Below are 15,800 nucleotides of genomic sequence, written 5' to 3' on the forward strand. Positions count from 1 at the left end.
GTTAGCAACTAAATTATTTACTTAAATCAGTGATTAGGCAATGTCAGAAAAAACCGGCTTACAAGTTTCGTTTGTTACCATAGGTGAAGACCATCTAGGTCAACGTATTGATAACTTTCTTATTACTCACCTAAAAGGTGTGCCTAAAAGTGCAGTTTATAAAATCCTTCGTAAAGGCGAAGTGCGAGTAAATAAAAAACGCATAAAACCTGTCTACAAACTACAACTAAACGATGTGATTCGTATTCCACCTATCAAAGTGGCCGAAAAAGAAGAGTTTGTGCCAAAAAAACTCGATAAAGTAAAACAACTTGAAGATGCCATTTTGTTTGAAGACAAGTATTTAATGGTGATCAACAAACCTTCGGGTATGGCTGTGCATGGTGGCAGTGGCCTAAGTTATGGCTTAATCGAAGCGCTTCGCGTACTTCGTCCTGAAGAGCGTAGTTTAGAGCTGGTACACCGACTAGACCGTGACACATCAGGTTGTTTGCTTATTTCTAAACGTCGTTCAGTGTTAACTGATTTACATAAACAGTTACGTGAAAAAACCATGGAGAAAAACTATTGGGCATTAGTAGATGGTCAATGGGATTCTAAAACGAAAAATGTCACCGAAGGACTTCGTAAAAACACCTTGAAGTCTGGTGAGCGTGTGGTTCGTGTTGATAATACTGAAGGTAAACCATCGCACACGCGTTTTCGTGTGCTTGAGCGATATGCCCAGTGCTCATTAGTACAAGCGTCGCCAGTAACGGGGCGTACTCACCAAATTCGTGTGCATACGCAATGTAAAGGTCACCCAATTGCGTGTGATGATAAATATGGCGTTGCAGAGTTTGATCAATACGTGAATAAGCTGACTGGTTTAAATCGTTTGTTTTTACATGCCCACGATTTACGTTTTATGCACCCTAAAAATGAAACAACCATGCATGTTGAAGCGCCACTCGATAATGCACTTCAAAACTGTATCAAAAAGCTACGTGCCGATAATGAACAAGTTTAAGCTGGTTATTTTTGATTGGGATGGCACAGTGATGGACTCTGTGCCAAAAATTGTTACCTGCTTGCGAAATACTGCGCGAGACTTAGGTATTCCTGTTCCAACAGAGCAACAAGCGAAAGACGTCATTGGTTTGTCGCTGGCAAAAGCCACTGAAGTGCTTTTTCCGGCGCATTTACATTTAAACGACGAACTCGTTGCAGGTTATAAAGCACAGTACCGTGATTTAGATGTTACACCTACACCTTTATTTAAAGATGTAGAAACTGTGTTAGAGAAACTACACACAGCAGGTATGCAATTGGCTGTTGCTACTGGTAAAGGACGTGAAGGTATCAATAGACTTCTTAATGAGTCAGGCCTTGTGAAGTATTTTGTGAATGTAAAATGCTCTGACGATGCTGAGTCGAAACCATCTCCAGATATGCTTGAGCAAATTTTGCAAGAGCAGGGTATAGCAAAAGGTGATGCTGTGATGATTGGCGATAGCCAACTCGATATGGCAATGGCTAATGCCGCAGGTATTGCTTGTATTGGAGTGAGTTTTGGTGCCCATAGCCCGGCGCAGTTGCAACAACATACGCCGTTATGTGTTGTTGATTCATACCAACAACTTTTGCAGGTTTTAACTACGCCCCTTGCAGCGCTAACACGTCAACACCAAACTCAGCCAGCACTTTAGTTAATGTGATCAGTGGCAGGCCTATCAATGTATTAGGGTCATCGCCACTGAGCTTTTCAAATAAACAGATGCCTAATCCTTCACTTTTAAAGCTACCTGCACAGTTGTATGGCTGCTCTGCATCGCAATAAGCATTGATCTGCTCATGTGTGAGTGTTTTAAATGTCACATCAAATGGCACTACTGTGGTAATTGCTTTATCGCTTTGTATATCAAAAACACTTAAACCCGTTAAAAAGGTAACTGTATGGCCACTAAATGATGATAGCTGCTTAATGGCATTCTCTTTAGTATGAGGTTTACCTAAAATTGTATCGTTGAATACCGCAACTTGATCAGAGCCGATCACCAAACCTTCACTATAATGTTGTTTGGCAACTCGGGCTTTTTGCTCGCTTAAACGAGCAACTAATTGCTCTGGTGTTTCAGCTGCGATAGGGGACTCATCAATATCTGGAGAAAAACTTTGAAAAGGTAAGTTAAACTTAGTTAATAATTGCTGTCTAAATGGTGAGCTTGACGCTAATATAAGTGTTGGTTTCATAATAAATTCTGGATGAAAATTGTATTTTGCCAAGGATAAGCCACAATGAATCCGAAAACAAAGCAGAAGATCGTTAAAAACCTACCAAAATTGGTTTTTTACTTTGACTAACTTACTAACTATCTATATGATGCAGCCCCTATGCAAAAGGTGAAAATTCCCATCACTCTTCATCCCAGCAAAGCAGCTCAACATCGTTTAACGTATGACGGTATTGTCCCGCTTGAAAAACTTTCTCGTTTAGAGCAAGTTGTGCAGGAGGAAGCAGGTGAAATAGCGGTAAAGATTCATTGCAAAATTGACGAGCAAGGTTTAGTGGTAATAAGTGGTAACTTATCAACACATGTAACTGTAACTTGCCAACGCTGTAATGGAGAATTAGGGTTGGATTTGGAACAAGACTTTGTGTATTCGCCAATTGGTTTGGATGCAGAGTCAGATCATCTACCTGAAGGTTACGATGAAGTAGAGCTGGACGAAAACGGTGAAATCAACGTATTTGAGTTAATCGAAGACGAACTGATTTTAGCTATTCCAATAGTGCCTACTCACAACGAAGCTTCATGCAGTTATTCATCAGAGCCTACTAGCTTTGGTAAATTAGCAGCAAAAGATGACAAACCAAATCCATTTGATATTTTGAAACAACTTAAGAAAGATTCTTAGGAGAAGACTAATGGCTGTACAAAAAAGCAAAAAGTCTCGTGCAAGACGCGGCATGCGCCGTTCACACGATGCGATCAGTGGTCCAACTTTAACTGTAGATCAAGTTTCTGGTGAGACTCACCGTCGTCACCACGTAACTGCTGACGGTTACTACAAAGGCGTTAAAGTAATTTCTAACTAAGAGATTGCTATATGCTGACCAATCTAACCATAGCGTTAGATATGATGGGGGGCGATTACGGCCCCCGTTCATCTATCCCCGCTGCTGTGCAAGCGGTAAATGCTAATACCAACTTAAGACTCATCTTATGTGGTAATCAGCAAGTTATTCTAAAAGAACTCGAAGCACTCGATTCTGTTTCACACCCTCGTTTAATTATTCGCCATTGTAGCGAAGTCGTCACAAATGCGTGTGAACCTGCTTCAGCGGTTCGTTCTAAAAAAGATTCATCAATGCGAGTTGCCCTCGATTTAGTTAAATCGGGTGAAGCGCAAGCGTGTGTAAGCTCTGGTAATACAGGCGCGTTATTTTTTATGGCGCATTATGTATTAAAGATGCTTCCAGGCGTAAAACGTCCTGCATTAATCTCTGCTGTTCCAACCGAACGTAAAAATCCTGTTTATTTACTTGATTTAGGCGCTAATGTGCATTGTGATGCACAAACCCTTTATCAATTTGGCATTATGGGTTCTGTGGTAGCAGGGCAGGCACTTGGGTGTGATAACCCAAGAGTTAGTTTATTGAATATTGGCTCTGAAGACATCAAAGGGCATGAAGGAATAAAACAAGCTGCACAGTTAATGCAGCAGTGTGAATATCTCAACTACACAGGTTACAGTGAAGGTAGCGATATTTTCAGCGGAAAAGCCGATGTTATTGTGTGCGAAGGATTTGTTGGTAATGTGGCATTAAAAACCTGTGAAGGTATTGCTAAACTGATCATGCATAAACTCACCAAAGCCTTACACAAACATTTCTTATACAAAAGTTTAGCGTTTTTATTGCGTCCAGTGATAAAAAAACTCTACAAGCGGGTGAACCCCGACCAGTATAACGGCGCAAGTCTGGTAGGATTGCGCGGTATTGTTGTTAAAAGCCATGGCAATGCCTCACCAAAGGCGTTTCATGCTGCTATTGATGAAGCCGCGCGGGAAGTCGAACGCCAACTCCCTGAAAAAATCGCTGCGATTTTTGAGCAAACACATCCAACAACAAAGTAGTGCAGCATATCTAAAACTTGTTATGCTGCCTGCTACAGAATATTTTTTTGTTTAATTATAAGAGCAAAGTATGGCACATAAAATTGCACTCGTATTTCCAGGTCAAGGCTCACAAACTGTGGGCATGTTATCTGAACTATTAGCTGATTCTCAAATTGCTAAAGCAACATTCGCTGAAGCATCTGAAGCTCTTGGCTATGATCTAGCTGCACTTGTACTAAATGGTCCAGAAGAAGAATTAAATCAAACCCATCGTACACAACCAGCACTTCTTACAGCTAGTGTTGCTATTTACCGTCAATGGTTAGACGCAAACCCTGATGCCGATGTTGTTATGGCTGGTCACAGTTTAGGCGAGTATTCAGCATTAGTTTGTGCTGGCGTTGTAAGCTTAAGCGAAGCAGTTAAACTAGTAGAAAATCGTGGTTTATATATGCAAGAAGCAGTACCTGCGGGTGTTGGTTCTATGGCTGCAATCATCGGCTTAGGTGACGACGAAATCAAAGCAGCGTGTGAAGCATCAGCAAATGGTGAAGTGGTTTCACCAGTGAACTACAACTCACCAGGTCAGGTTGTTATTGCCGGCCATAAAGCGGCAGTTGAGCGTGCATCAGAAGCATGTAAAGAAGCAGGTGCTAAACGTGCTTTACCACTTGCAGTAAGCGTACCTTCTCACTGTGAACTAATGAAACCAGCTGCAGAGAAATTAGCTGCTGATTTAGCCACTTTAACATTTAATACACCTAAGTGTGATGTAATCAACAACGTTGATGTAAAAGCTGAGCAATCAAGTGAAGCAATTAAAGATGCATTAGTACGCCAACTATACAGCCCAGTACGCTGGACTGAAACTGTACAAGCATTAGTTGCGCAAGGTATCACACAAAGCTATGAGTTTGGCCCAGGTAAAGTATTAACGGGCTTTGCTAAACGAATTGATAAAGCAATGGTATGTGCTGCGGTTAATACGCAAGCTGCTATTGATGAAGCGAAATAAGTAGGAATAGAATGACAAATTTATTTTCTCTTGAGGGCAAGGTTGTCCTAATCACTGGTGCAAGCCGTGGTATTGGTAAAGCGATTGCAAATACGCTAGTTGCACAAGGTGCAAAAGTAGCGGGTACTGCAACAAGCGAATCAGGTGCTGCTAAAATCAGTGAATATCTAGGTGACAACGGTAAAGGTTATGCCCTTAACGTTACAGATCCTGAATCGATTGAGGCGACACTTGCTGCGATCAAGGCTGATTTAGGCGATATCGACGTATTAGTTAACAATGCGGGTATTACTCGCGATAACTTATTAATGCGTATGAAAGACGGTGAGTGGGATGACATCATCGATACTAACCTAAGCTCAATTTTCCGTTTATCAAAGGCTGTTTTACGCCCTATGATGAAAAAGAAAAATGGTCGTATCATTAATATCGGTTCTGTAGTTGGCACTATGGGTAATGCGGGTCAAGCTAACTATGCTGCAGCGAAAGCGGGTGTAATTGGTTTTACTAAGTCATTAGCACGCGAAGTGGCATCACGTGGCATCACAGTGAACGTTGTTGCACCGGGTTTTATCCAAACAGATATGACAGACGAGCTGACTGAAGACCAAAAAGCAGCTACGCTTGCAAATGTACCTGCAGGGCGTTTAGGTCAACCTGAAGAAATCGCTGCTGCGGTATGCTATTTAGCATCTGACGCTGCTGCGTATGTATCAGGCGAAACATTGCACGTAAATGGCGCGATGTACATGGTTTAATGAAAGTTAGCAAAAATTTGCTAGCGAAAGATTATCGAAAATTGTTGAAATTTTTGTGATCTTGCTTTAAACATACTTGAATTCGCTATGAAAATAAGCGATAAATGAACAAATACTATTCGAGAGGTTTGACCAGATAAGTAATTATCAGCAAATCCTTGAATCACAGAATTATGCGGCGTAAACTACGCCGCAATCTGAAAATAACGCATTGGCGTTTTTAATAAAGGAAAGAAGAATGAGCGACATCCAAGAACGCGTAAAGAAAATTATCATTGAGCAACTAGGTGTTAAAGAAGAAGAAGTAAAACATGAAGCTTCTTTCGTTGACGACTTAGGTGCTGATTCACTTGACACTGTAGAACTAGTAATGGCTCTTGAAGAAGAGTTCGACACTGAGATCCCAGACGAAGAAGCTGAAAAGATCACTACAGTTCAAGCTGCAATCGATTACGTTACAGCTCACGCTGAGTAATTTTACGCATTTTGATTTTAAGGGCAGCATTAAGCTGCCCTTAGTCTATCTATAGAATGATACTAATAAATTTGGTATACACCCCACCTAAAATAATTTCCTTATTGGAGGCAACCCGTGGCTAAACGTCGAGTCGTCGTAACTGGCTTAGGAATGTTGACACCGCTAGGTAATGATGTTGAATCTACTTGGCAAGGTTTGTTAAACGGTAAAAGTGGTATTCAAACTATCACGCATTTCGATACCTCAAGTTTCGGCACCAAATTCGCAGGTTTGCTGAATGACTTTGATGCATCAGCTTACATGTCACCGAAAGATGCAAAGAAAATGGATTTGTTTATCCAATATGGCATTGCAGCGGGTGTACAAGCACTACAAGATTCTGGTCTAGAGATCACTGAAGAAAACGCCACTCGTGTTGGTGTAGCAGTGGGTTCTGGCATCGGTGGTTTAACTTTAATTGAAGAAAACCACATTAAACTATTAAATAGCGGCCCGCGTAAGCTTTCTCCGTTCTACGTGCCTTCGACCATTATCAATATGATCTCTGGTCATTTATCGATTATGCACGGTTTACGTGATCCTAACATTTCAATCGTTACAGCCTGTACTACAGGTCTACATAACATTGGTCATGCTGCGCGTATGATTGCATACGGCGATGCAGATGCAATGGTAGCCGGTGGTGCTGAAAAAGCATCGACACCAATTGGTATGGGTGGCTTTAATGCGGCACGTGCATTATCAACTCGTAACGACGATCCACAAGCAGCATCTCGTCCTTGGGATAAAGACCGTGATGGTTTTGTTCTTGCTGATGGTGCTGGTGTTATCGTACTTGAAGAATATGAGCATGCTAAAGCACGTGGCGCGAAGATCTACGCTGAACTCGTTGGTTTTGGTATGAGTGGCGATGCATATCACATGACATCTCCACCTGAAGACGGTGCAGGCGCAGCTCTAGCGATGGAAAATGCCCTAAACGATGCACAAGTTAATGCAGACCAAGTTGGTTACATTAATGCTCACGGTACATCGACGAATGCAGGCGATAAAGCCGAAACATCCGCTGTTAAAACTATTTTTGGCGATGCAGCGAAAGATGTGATGGTAAGTTCATCTAAATCAATGATGGGTCACTTGTTAGGTGCAGCAGGCTCGGTAGAGTCAATTATTACTATCTTGTCACTTGTTGACCAGAAAGTAAGCCCTACAATCAACCTTGATAACCCAGATGAAGGCTGTGATTTAGACTACGTACCGCACACTGCACGTGACGCTAAATTGGATTACGCACTATGTAATTCATTTGGTTTTGGTGGTACTAATGGCTCGTTGCTGTTTAAAAAGGTATAATTCTTTTTAACAACGGACTAAAAAGAAGAGCCCAGTTGTTTAACTGGGCTTTTTTGTATGAATAAATTAAAACAAACAATAAAAATAGTCACACCAGACACCACAATAAGCACGCAAGATCGTGGCTTAAATTATGGTGATGGCTTTTTTACCACAGCCTCTGTGATGAATTCTGTCGTTGAGCACTGGGATTTACACAAAGCGCGTTTAGATGAATGCGCGCAAAGACTATTTTTCCCCGAATTAGATTTATCTGCAATTGAGCGTGAAGTTAACCACGCAATCAGTGATACACAAACCGGTATTTTAAAAATAGTTGTCACCCGTGGTGCAGGTGGGCGTGGTTATGGCTTACCAGACACACCAAGTATCCAAGTGCTGATCAGTACCATGCCTGCAGTTTCACACTATAAAAGTTGGCAGCAGCAGGGGGCAAACCTTGAAATCAGTGACGTGAAACTTGCACATCAACCTTTACTTGCAGGCTTAAAAACATTGAACCGTTTAGAGCAAGTGCTTATCAAAAAGCAAATGAGCAGCCTTGAATGTGATGACGTTGTTGTACTTGACTATGATAACAATGTGATTGAGTGCTCTGCTGCAAATATTTTTGCTATTAAAGACGGTCAAGTTATATCACCTAAGTTAGACCGCTGCGGCATCACTGGGGTTTATCTCAGCGCTTTATGTGATAAGTTAGCCATTGAATTTAAAGCAATCCAACTAGATGAGCTTTTAGCTATGGATGCCGTATTTATGTGTAACAGTTTAATGGGCGTGGTTCCCGTTGCACGAATTGCTGATACACAGTTTGATATTGAATGCAGTAAAGCGCTATTAACGGCGCAGTTTGCCAAGGAGAGTGTGTGATAAAAGTCATTGTTAGCGTGCTGTTATTAGCATTGCTATGTTGTGGTATTGGCTATCAACAACTTCAATCAGCATTAAAAATGCCGTTAAAAGTTGAAAATAGTACTTTATTTAAAGTGGAGCGTGGCACCGGCTTTAATCAACTTTGCCAAGCATGGCAAACAAAGCAGTGGGTTGATAGTTGTTTTAAATTTCAGGTACTCGCTAAATTAGATCCTACGCTTACTGATTTAAAAGCGGGTCTTTATGAGCTGGATACCAGCGCCGTTATTGATAATATTCGTCGTATCAATCAAGGTGCACAAGCGAGCTTTAGCTTCACAATTATTGAAGGTCAGCCACTTCGTGACGTTGTTGCTAATATTCAAAAACAAGCGCATTTAAGCCAAGACTTAGATACAGAAAATTTAGCGACGCAGATAAGTAACACGCAAGAGAATTTAGAAGGCTGGTTGTTCCCTGATACCTATCACTACCACAGCGAAGATAGTGCCAGCGGCTTATTAAAACGCGCATACAACAAAATGCAGCAGGAATTAGACACCGCATGGCAAACTAGAGCGCCAGATTTAGTATTAAGTTCACCGTATGAAGCGTTAATACTGGCTTCTATCATCGAAAAAGAAACGGGTCTTGCTTCTGAGCGACCATTAATTTCTGCGGTATTTACCAATCGTTTAAAAACCAATATGCGCTTACAAACCGATCCAACGGTTATTTATGGTATTGGTGCTGATTTTGATGGCGATATAAAACGAAAAGATTTAACAACCTATACACCGTATAACACGTATAAGATAAAAGGCTTGCCGCCAACACCCATAGCCATGCCTTCGAAAGCAGCGATTTTGGTCGCGGTTAATCCACCTGAGTCAGAATATGTGTATTTTGTTGCGAAAGGGGATGGCAGCCATCAATTTTCGAAAACATTGCAAGAACATAATCGAGCGGTAAAGCAGTACCAATTAAACTAACAACCAGAATTGAGTCATATGACAGCGAAATTTATTGTGATTGAAGGCCTAGAAGGGGCCGGAAAATCAACGGCTATTGCCGTATGCCAAGCTTATTTAGAAAACAAGCAAGTCGATTTTATTAATGTACGTGAGCCTGGCGGTACAGCTATGGCTGAAGAGCTGCGTAATATCGTCAAACAGGCTCACCAAGAAACAGTGACCGGTGAAACAGAGCTGTTAATTATGTATGCAGCACGTTCGCAATTGGTTGCTAATGTTATTAATCCGGCACTTGAAAAGGGCACTTGGGTTTTAGGTGATCGCCATGATCTTTCCTCACAAGCATATCAAGGTGGTGGTCGTGGTATTGAACAAACTAAACTCTCTTTTTTAGCTAATATGGTGCTAAATGGTTTAAAGCCTGATTTAACTATTTATTTAGACATTGACCCAGCTGTGGGTCTTGCCCGTGCAAAAGGCCGTGGTGAACTTGATCGGATCGAACAAGAAGCATTAGGCTTTTTTGAGCGCACTCGCGAACGCTACCTTGAAATAGCTAAAACTGATAGCAGTATCAAAACAGTGGATGCAAACAAAACAATGCCAGAAGTACATGCGGCAATCACAACCGTGCTTGATAACTTTTTTGCAGGTTTAAATTAATATGCCTTTGCCATGGCTTGAAGGGCTTTATCAGCAACTTGCGCAAAGTTTTGCACAGCAACGCTTTCATCATGCACAGCTATTTAATGGTGATAAAGGTGTTGGCAAGCAACGTTTAGTCGATTCGCTCGCTGATGGACTACTTTGTACGTCACCTGTAAACTTAAAAGCCTGTGGCAATTGTAAAAGCTGCCAACTAAATCAAGCGGGTACTCATCCTGATAAACGTGTTGTAAAAGTAGAAGACCGAAACAATAGGCGTTGATGAAATTCGGGAGATCAGTGATTTTATCAACCATTCAGCAGCGCAAAATGGTAACAAAGTAGTGGTGCTTGAACAGTGTCATAAAATGACCACTGCAGCGGCTAATGCTTTATTAAAAACCCTTGAAGAGCCAAGTTTGCGCCGTTATTTATTGTTAACGTGCGAACAAACAGCATTATTACCTGCAACAATTTTAAGTCGCTGTGCGGTACACGAAATAAAGGTTAACCCAGAATATACAACACAATGGTTAGCATCACTGAACATTGCTAATTATTCATGGTTAGAGTTGTTCGCTAGACAGCCACTGCTTGTTCAGCAGTGGCAAAATGATAACCAACTTGAAGCTATTGATTCACTCTTTAAATTTGCAACTAAGCTAAAAGACAGCCATAATTTCAGTGCGTTAGTCGACATCCTTAATAAAGATCATAGCTTGGTTAATGTATTTGCCTTGTTTTTAACAGAGCATCTTAAAACGCAATTAGTATTAGGAATGGACTTTTTCAATTATCAAAAAGCACAATCTGCTATTTCAGAGTTTCTTTATAACAGCTCGCATGTGCTTGGCTTAAATATGGATCTAGCCATTTCACAATTAGCGTTTACTTTACGTGAAAGTCAAAATTAGGATATATCGTGCAAGAATTATTAGTAGATATCGAAGACTTAGAAGAATTATACCGCTGTTACATGCCTTATCTAAAAAATGGTGGTTTGTTTGTTCGCACTAATATGCGCTTTGAAATGGGTCATTCATTGGCTTTAAAAGTCACATTACCAGATGCACTCGAAGATGATGTAGTAACGGGTAAAGTTGCTTGGATCACACCACAAGGTGCACAAAGCTCAAACCCACCAGGTATCGGTGTTAATTTTATCGATGATAAAACCAATTTAAATGCGAAAATCGAAAAACTACTCGGTACTATGTTAAACTCAGGCAATCCGACCTATACCATGTAATAAAAGTAGTACCATGATTGTAGATTCTCATTGTCATTTAGACAGGCTTGATTTCGATAAACTCGACCTTAATTTAGACCAAGTACTTGAAAACGCTCGCGCTAAGAAAGTAGAACACTTTTTATGTGTAAGCGTAACTTTAGATCAATTCCCAAGTATGCTGGATAAAATTAAACACTATCCAGATGTTTCTGCATCATGCGGTGTGCATCCACTTGATCAAAAAGACGCACTCGATAAGCAAAAGCTTATTTCACTTGCAAGCCACGACAAAGTGGTGGCAATTGGCGAAACGGGTCTTGATTACTATTACTCAAAAGAGACCCATATTGTTCAGCAAGAAAGCTTTGTTGGTCATATCGAGGTTGCTAATGAGCTCAATAAACCGCTAATCATTCATACACGAGATGCCAGAGAAGACACCATCAACTTAATGCGCGCTCACAATGCCGAGAAGTGTGGTGGTGTATTGCATTGCTTTACAGAAAACTGGGATATGGCCAAAAAAGCCATTGATATGGGCTTTTATATTTCGATTTCGGGCATTGTTACGTTTAAAAATGCCGTAGAGTTAAAAGACGTTGTAAAGCAAATTCCGCTAGATCGCTTACTAATCGAAACAGATTCACCGTATTTAGCGCCTGTTCCATATCGTGGTAAAACAAATCAACCAGCCTATGTTGAAGATGTGGCTTACTACATCGCTGAGTTAAAAGGGCTTACTTTTAACGAATTAGCTGAAGCAACAACCAACAACTTTTACTCGTTGTTTAATCAAGCTAAAAGGGCGTAATAGTGGACGGCGTATCGAACTTACCTCAGTTAGTAATGGGATAATGGTACGCCGAGCAGATGCAGGGCGAGTGTGCTTTCAATTTGTTACAACTAGGCCTTGCCATTACCGAATTGAGTTTAGCGGAGTTGAAATATACTCGAACTTAGAGTCCATCCAATTAGGGCAACATCTTTACTTAAATTTCATCAATGTCATGCCTGTCAATGGCCAGTTTGCAGTTGACTCACTGATCTACTATTCATTACATGATGAAGAAAAAAGCCTTGATTTATCGTCTTATTGCTATGAACGTGCAGAATCTCCTGCATTTGTGATCCCAAATCGACTCGATAGAATTCTGCATGGTTCGTGTCGTAACCCTCATCATCCTGCAAAAGATAGCCTTGTAGCTGCAGATAATTGGCAAAATGATCAGCGCCAGTCACTTAATGCAGGTGCTGATCTATTATTGTTATCTGGCGATCAAATATATGCGGATGATGTCGCAGGGCCTATGCTGCTCTCGATTGAAAAAGTGATTAGTCTATTTGGTGTATTTCAAGAGCCAGCGCTTGATTTAGATTTACCAGCAGGGTTCGAGCAGCAACTTTATCAGCGCCATTTACACTTACCCAAAGTACCTTGGCAAAAACGGAGCAAATTTGGTGTTGGTTATTGGCTTAAAAAAGATGAGCCACACTTCTCAAGCTTAAAAGCTGAAAACCATTTAATTCATTTTCAAGAATTTATAGCGCTATATTTATTAAACTTCAGTGCTGTTACTTGGCAGCTAATTGAGTTTGAATCAATTGAATGCCCAGCATTAGCCCCTAAATACGCTAACCTATTTAAACTTGAAAAGGACGCACTGGTTGGCTTTGCAAATGGCCTTCAGAGTGTTGAAAGATTATTCGCCAATGTGTCGACACTAATGATGTTTGATGATCATGATGTCACCGATGATTGGAACTTAACAGCAGGGTGGGAGCAAGCTATTTATCAGCACCCAGCTAGCCGTCGTATTGTAAATAATGGCCTGATTAGTTATTGGTTAATGCAAGGGATTGGTAATGATGCCGGTGATAACACTTTGTCTTTATTACCCAGTTTTAAACAAAGCCTGCAACAACAGAGCTGGCATTTTAAAGACTTTGATAAGCTAATACTCAATTTTAACCATTGGCATTACGAGCTTAATACCATCCCCAAAGTTGTGGTTCTCGATACCCGAACCCATCGCTGGCGTAATGAGCAAAATTTCAATGAACCATCAGGCTTACTTGATTGGGAAAGGCTCACTGAATTAGAAGAAAGCTTATTGTCTCACGATAAAGTGATTATTGTATCTCCAGCACCGGTGTTTGGTGTTAAATCGATTGAAGCAATCCAAGCTATTTTTAATTTTTGCGGTCAGCCATTGTTGGTTGATGTTGAAAACTGGATGATCCATGAAGGTTCTGCTAAAAAACTGCTAGATACTTTTCGCCGTGAAGATACGCCAAAAGAAACCTTGATCCTCTCTGGTGATGTCCATTATTCATTTTGTTTTTCAGTGCAAAAGCGCTTTGGTAAACATAAAAACCGAATTTGGCAGTTGACTGCCAGTGGTATTAAAAATGAGTTCCCACGCAAACTTATTAATGTACTCGATAAACTCGACTCAATTTTATATGCCCCGAAAAGCCCACTTAACTTTTTCACTAAACGTTGGCAAATGGAAGTTGATAAACATCAAACCAAAGGCGAAGGACAAAAGTATTTGGTCAGTAATGCGGCTATCAGCTTAATTGAGCTCAATGACGGTTTACTTGCTAAATATGAACTTATTCACGCTGATAACCAAATAACTGAATTCGATTTAAACGATAATTAATCGAATACATTAGAATAAAAAAACGCCCAGAACGAATCCGCATTGTTCTGGGCTTAGGGGGTGGCTCGTGTGAGCCTGCGCTAACTATAAAAAAACACCTTCTAAATTCAGTAGGGAGAAGTAGAAAGTACTTTTAAGTGTAGTTAATCAACAGGAAATTGCACGGTAAATGTACAAATTTTATACTGGTTTAAAATCAGTCTGTTACAGCTTTTTACCTAAATTAGCGCCTTATTTATACAGTCTTTATGCGCAACTTATACCCAAGTTATCAACTGGGCATTTTGGACCAAATCACGAGGTAATGAGTTCTTAATTTTATTCTTTTGCCACTTACCTAGGCCTACCGGACAACCACATAACATTAAAACTACTTCACCATTATCTTGCGTTGGTTTTTCGAGCCTAATATCTTTACCGTTAAAGTAATCGTTTGCTTGGCAAGCAGACATCTCAAAGGTATTTTTATCGCAATCTTGGCCAAAGACAGTGGCAAACTCGTGAGTTAAGCGAACACCGCCTTTGTGGATCACACCAAGTTGAATACCTAAACGTGAGTATTTAATTTTATCATGCAGTTCATCAAAGCCATCAGGAAACAACCAAAGCTCTTTATCACGTTGCATTAAGGTGCCTTGAAGTGATTTTAGACCGAACTGTTTTTTAATTGTTTGCATAAACGCTTGGCTTTGCTTTTTATCAAATTCAGCAAACGGAAATGCGCCTTTTTTAACTTTTTGATTTGGGTTATCGCTTGATGCTACTTTCTTAAATTTAGCGATGAAGAAACCTTCACTGTCGTAAGTTTGCGGCCAAACATGTAAATAACCTTCACTGGTTGTCGCTTTGTCTGCGCCATCAAACAGGCTGTCGAGCGGTTGTACTTCGATGCAATCAGGGAACTCTGCTAATAGATACTCACACACTTGTTGGTTTTCAAGGGGTGTTAAAGTACAGGTCGAATAGACTAATGTGCCGCCTGGTTTTAAGGCATAAAAGGCACTTTTGATAAGGGCTTTTTGCACAGCAGCAATATCAATATTAGATTCGATTGACCAATTTTTTAGGGCGTCTGAATCTTTACGAACCGTGCCTTCACCTGAACACGGGGCATCTAGCAAAATGTTGTCGAAGCACTCATACATGTAATCCCCGAATATCACACCGTCAAAATGTGATAATGCACAATTACCCACACCCATACGTTTGAGGGTTGCAGCCAATACTTTTAAGCGTGACGATGACAACTCATTGGCCACTAACACGCCACTATTATCCATCATGGCGGCGATTTGTGATGTTTTTGAACCTGGTGCCGATGCCATATCAAGTACCGCGTCGCTTTGCTTAACTTCGGCTCTCAGTGCTACCGGCGGTAACATTGAGCTGGCTTCTTGCACATACATAGCACCACTTAAATGTAAATCGGTATTACCGATTGCAAGGGCGGCTTCTTCGTCGCTTGGTCGTGTTAGCCAGAACCCTTCTTCGCACCATGGAATTGCTGTTAACTCCCATCCTTTTTTGGCACATTTACGCTGAAATTCAGCGACTGACATTTTTAATGTATTTACGCGAACAGATCGTCTTAGTGGGCGGCGACAGGCTGCAATAAAGTCGTCTAATGATAAATGTTCAGGAAGGTAGCTTTTTACATCATCAATAAATGAGTCAGGAATATATGTATTAGCGTCCACTAAATGGCTCTCACATCACGTAATAATAGC

16 protein-coding genes and 2 pseudogenes are annotated in these 15,800 nt (G+C 40.8%); 16 read left to right on the forward strand and 2 right to left on the reverse strand.

Annotated elements, in window-relative coordinates:
• The first annotated feature begins 40 nt into the window (after positions 1-40).
• Together rluC and ACRWSG_RS16925 are read left to right on the forward strand one after the other, a co-directional pair.
• Complete coding sequence (rluC, locus tag ACRWSG_RS16920) at positions 41-1,009, forward strand: 23S rRNA pseudouridine(955/2504/2580) synthase RluC (RefSeq protein WP_462166833.1); 969 nt, start codon at positions 41-43, stop codon at positions 1,007-1,009.
• On the forward strand, positions 996-1,688 hold the full coding sequence (locus ACRWSG_RS16925; protein ID WP_462166835.1) for an HAD family hydrolase: 693 nt from the start codon (positions 996-998) through the stop codon (positions 1,686-1,688). Before rluC ends, ACRWSG_RS16925 begins: the two co-directional genes overlap by 14 nt.
• Here the strand turns inward: ACRWSG_RS16925 and ACRWSG_RS16930 are convergent.
• A complete protein-coding gene (locus ACRWSG_RS16930) occupies positions 1,636-2,232 on the reverse strand; it encodes a Maf family protein (RefSeq protein WP_462166836.1) in 597 nt (198 codons plus the stop codon). The genes ACRWSG_RS16925 and ACRWSG_RS16930 overlap by 53 nt on opposite strands.
• A gap of 141 nt (positions 2,233-2,373) precedes the next feature.
• Between ACRWSG_RS16930 and yceD the strand changes: the two genes are divergently transcribed.
• The 14 genes and pseudogenes from yceD to ACRWSG_RS17000 all read left to right on the forward strand — a co-directional run bounded on the left by yceD (position 2,374) and on the right by ACRWSG_RS17000 (position 14,073).
• Positions 2,374-2,898, forward strand: coding sequence for a 23S rRNA accumulation protein YceD (gene yceD / locus ACRWSG_RS16935; RefSeq protein ID WP_054554711.1), 525 nt, complete (start codon positions 2,374-2,376; stop codon positions 2,896-2,898).
• Between the two features lie 10 nt (positions 2,899-2,908).
• On the forward strand, positions 2,909-3,079 hold the full coding sequence (gene rpmF, locus ACRWSG_RS16940) for a 50S ribosomal protein L32 (RefSeq protein WP_036967969.1): 171 nt from the start codon (positions 2,909-2,911) through the stop codon (positions 3,077-3,079).
• An 11-nt stretch (positions 3,080-3,090) separates the two neighbouring features.
• Positions 3,091-4,119: a phosphate acyltransferase PlsX gene (plsX, locus tag ACRWSG_RS16945; protein WP_054554712.1), complete on the forward strand. Its 1,029-nt coding sequence runs from the start codon at positions 3,091-3,093 to the stop codon at positions 4,117-4,119.
• Positions 4,120-4,189: 70 nt separating this feature from the next.
• Positions 4,190-5,116, forward strand: a complete 927-nt coding sequence (fabD, locus tag ACRWSG_RS16950; protein WP_462166837.1) for an ACP S-malonyltransferase — start codon at positions 4,190-4,192, stop codon at positions 5,114-5,116.
• Positions 5,117-5,127: 11 nt separating this feature from the next.
• Entirely contained in the window at positions 5,128-5,874 is a 747-nt protein-coding gene (fabG, locus tag ACRWSG_RS16955; protein ID WP_054554714.1) for a 3-oxoacyl-ACP reductase FabG, read from the forward strand.
• 238 nt (positions 5,875-6,112) lie between these two features.
• Positions 6,113-6,349, forward strand: coding sequence for an acyl carrier protein (gene acpP, locus ACRWSG_RS16960; RefSeq protein ID WP_016707440.1), 237 nt, complete (start codon positions 6,113-6,115; stop codon positions 6,347-6,349).
• 117 nt (positions 6,350-6,466) lie between these two features.
• Complete coding sequence (gene fabF, locus ACRWSG_RS16965; protein ID WP_462166839.1) at positions 6,467-7,705, forward strand: beta-ketoacyl-ACP synthase II; 1,239 nt, start codon at positions 6,467-6,469, stop codon at positions 7,703-7,705.
• Positions 7,706-7,762: 57 nt separating this feature from the next.
• On the forward strand, positions 7,763-8,575 hold the full coding sequence (gene pabC / locus ACRWSG_RS16970; RefSeq protein WP_166339274.1) for an aminodeoxychorismate lyase: 813 nt from the start codon (positions 7,763-7,765) through the stop codon (positions 8,573-8,575).
• On the forward strand, positions 8,572-9,549 hold the full coding sequence (gene mltG / locus ACRWSG_RS16975) for an endolytic transglycosylase MltG (protein ID WP_462166840.1): 978 nt from the start codon (positions 8,572-8,574) through the stop codon (positions 9,547-9,549). The genes pabC and mltG overlap by 4 nt, the downstream gene beginning before the upstream one ends.
• A gap of 18 nt (positions 9,550-9,567) precedes the next feature.
• Positions 9,568-10,194: a dTMP kinase gene (tmk, locus tag ACRWSG_RS16980; RefSeq protein ID WP_194442286.1), complete on the forward strand. Its 627-nt coding sequence runs from the start codon at positions 9,568-9,570 to the stop codon at positions 10,192-10,194.
• Between the two features lies 1 nt (position 10,195).
• Positions 10,196-11,090, forward strand: a pseudogene (locus tag ACRWSG_RS16985) (DNA polymerase III subunit).
• Positions 11,091-11,098: 8 nt separating this feature from the next.
• Positions 11,099-11,425 carry a PilZ domain-containing protein gene (locus ACRWSG_RS16990; protein ID WP_054554720.1) on the forward strand — a complete coding sequence of 109 codons (327 nt, stop codon included), beginning with the start codon at positions 11,099-11,101 and terminating at the stop codon, positions 11,423-11,425.
• Between the two features lie 13 nt (positions 11,426-11,438).
• Positions 11,439-12,218 carry a TatD family hydrolase gene (locus ACRWSG_RS16995; protein ID WP_194442282.1) on the forward strand — a complete coding sequence of 260 codons (780 nt, stop codon included), beginning with the start codon at positions 11,439-11,441 and terminating at the stop codon, positions 12,216-12,218.
• Positions 12,218-14,073 (forward strand): annotated as a pseudogene (locus ACRWSG_RS17000) (alkaline phosphatase D family protein). Before ACRWSG_RS16995 ends, ACRWSG_RS17000 begins: the two are co-directional and overlap by 1 nt.
• Positions 14,074-14,330: 257 nt before the next feature.
• Here ACRWSG_RS17000 and rsmF read toward each other — a convergent pair.
• Complete coding sequence (rsmF, locus tag ACRWSG_RS17005; RefSeq protein ID WP_462166841.1) at positions 14,331-15,770, reverse strand: 16S rRNA (cytosine(1407)-C(5))-methyltransferase RsmF; 1,440 nt, start codon at positions 15,768-15,770, stop codon at positions 14,331-14,333.
• Positions 15,771-15,800 lie beyond the last annotated feature (30 nt).

Source organism: Pseudoalteromonas sp. GB43, from assembly GCF_054923805.1.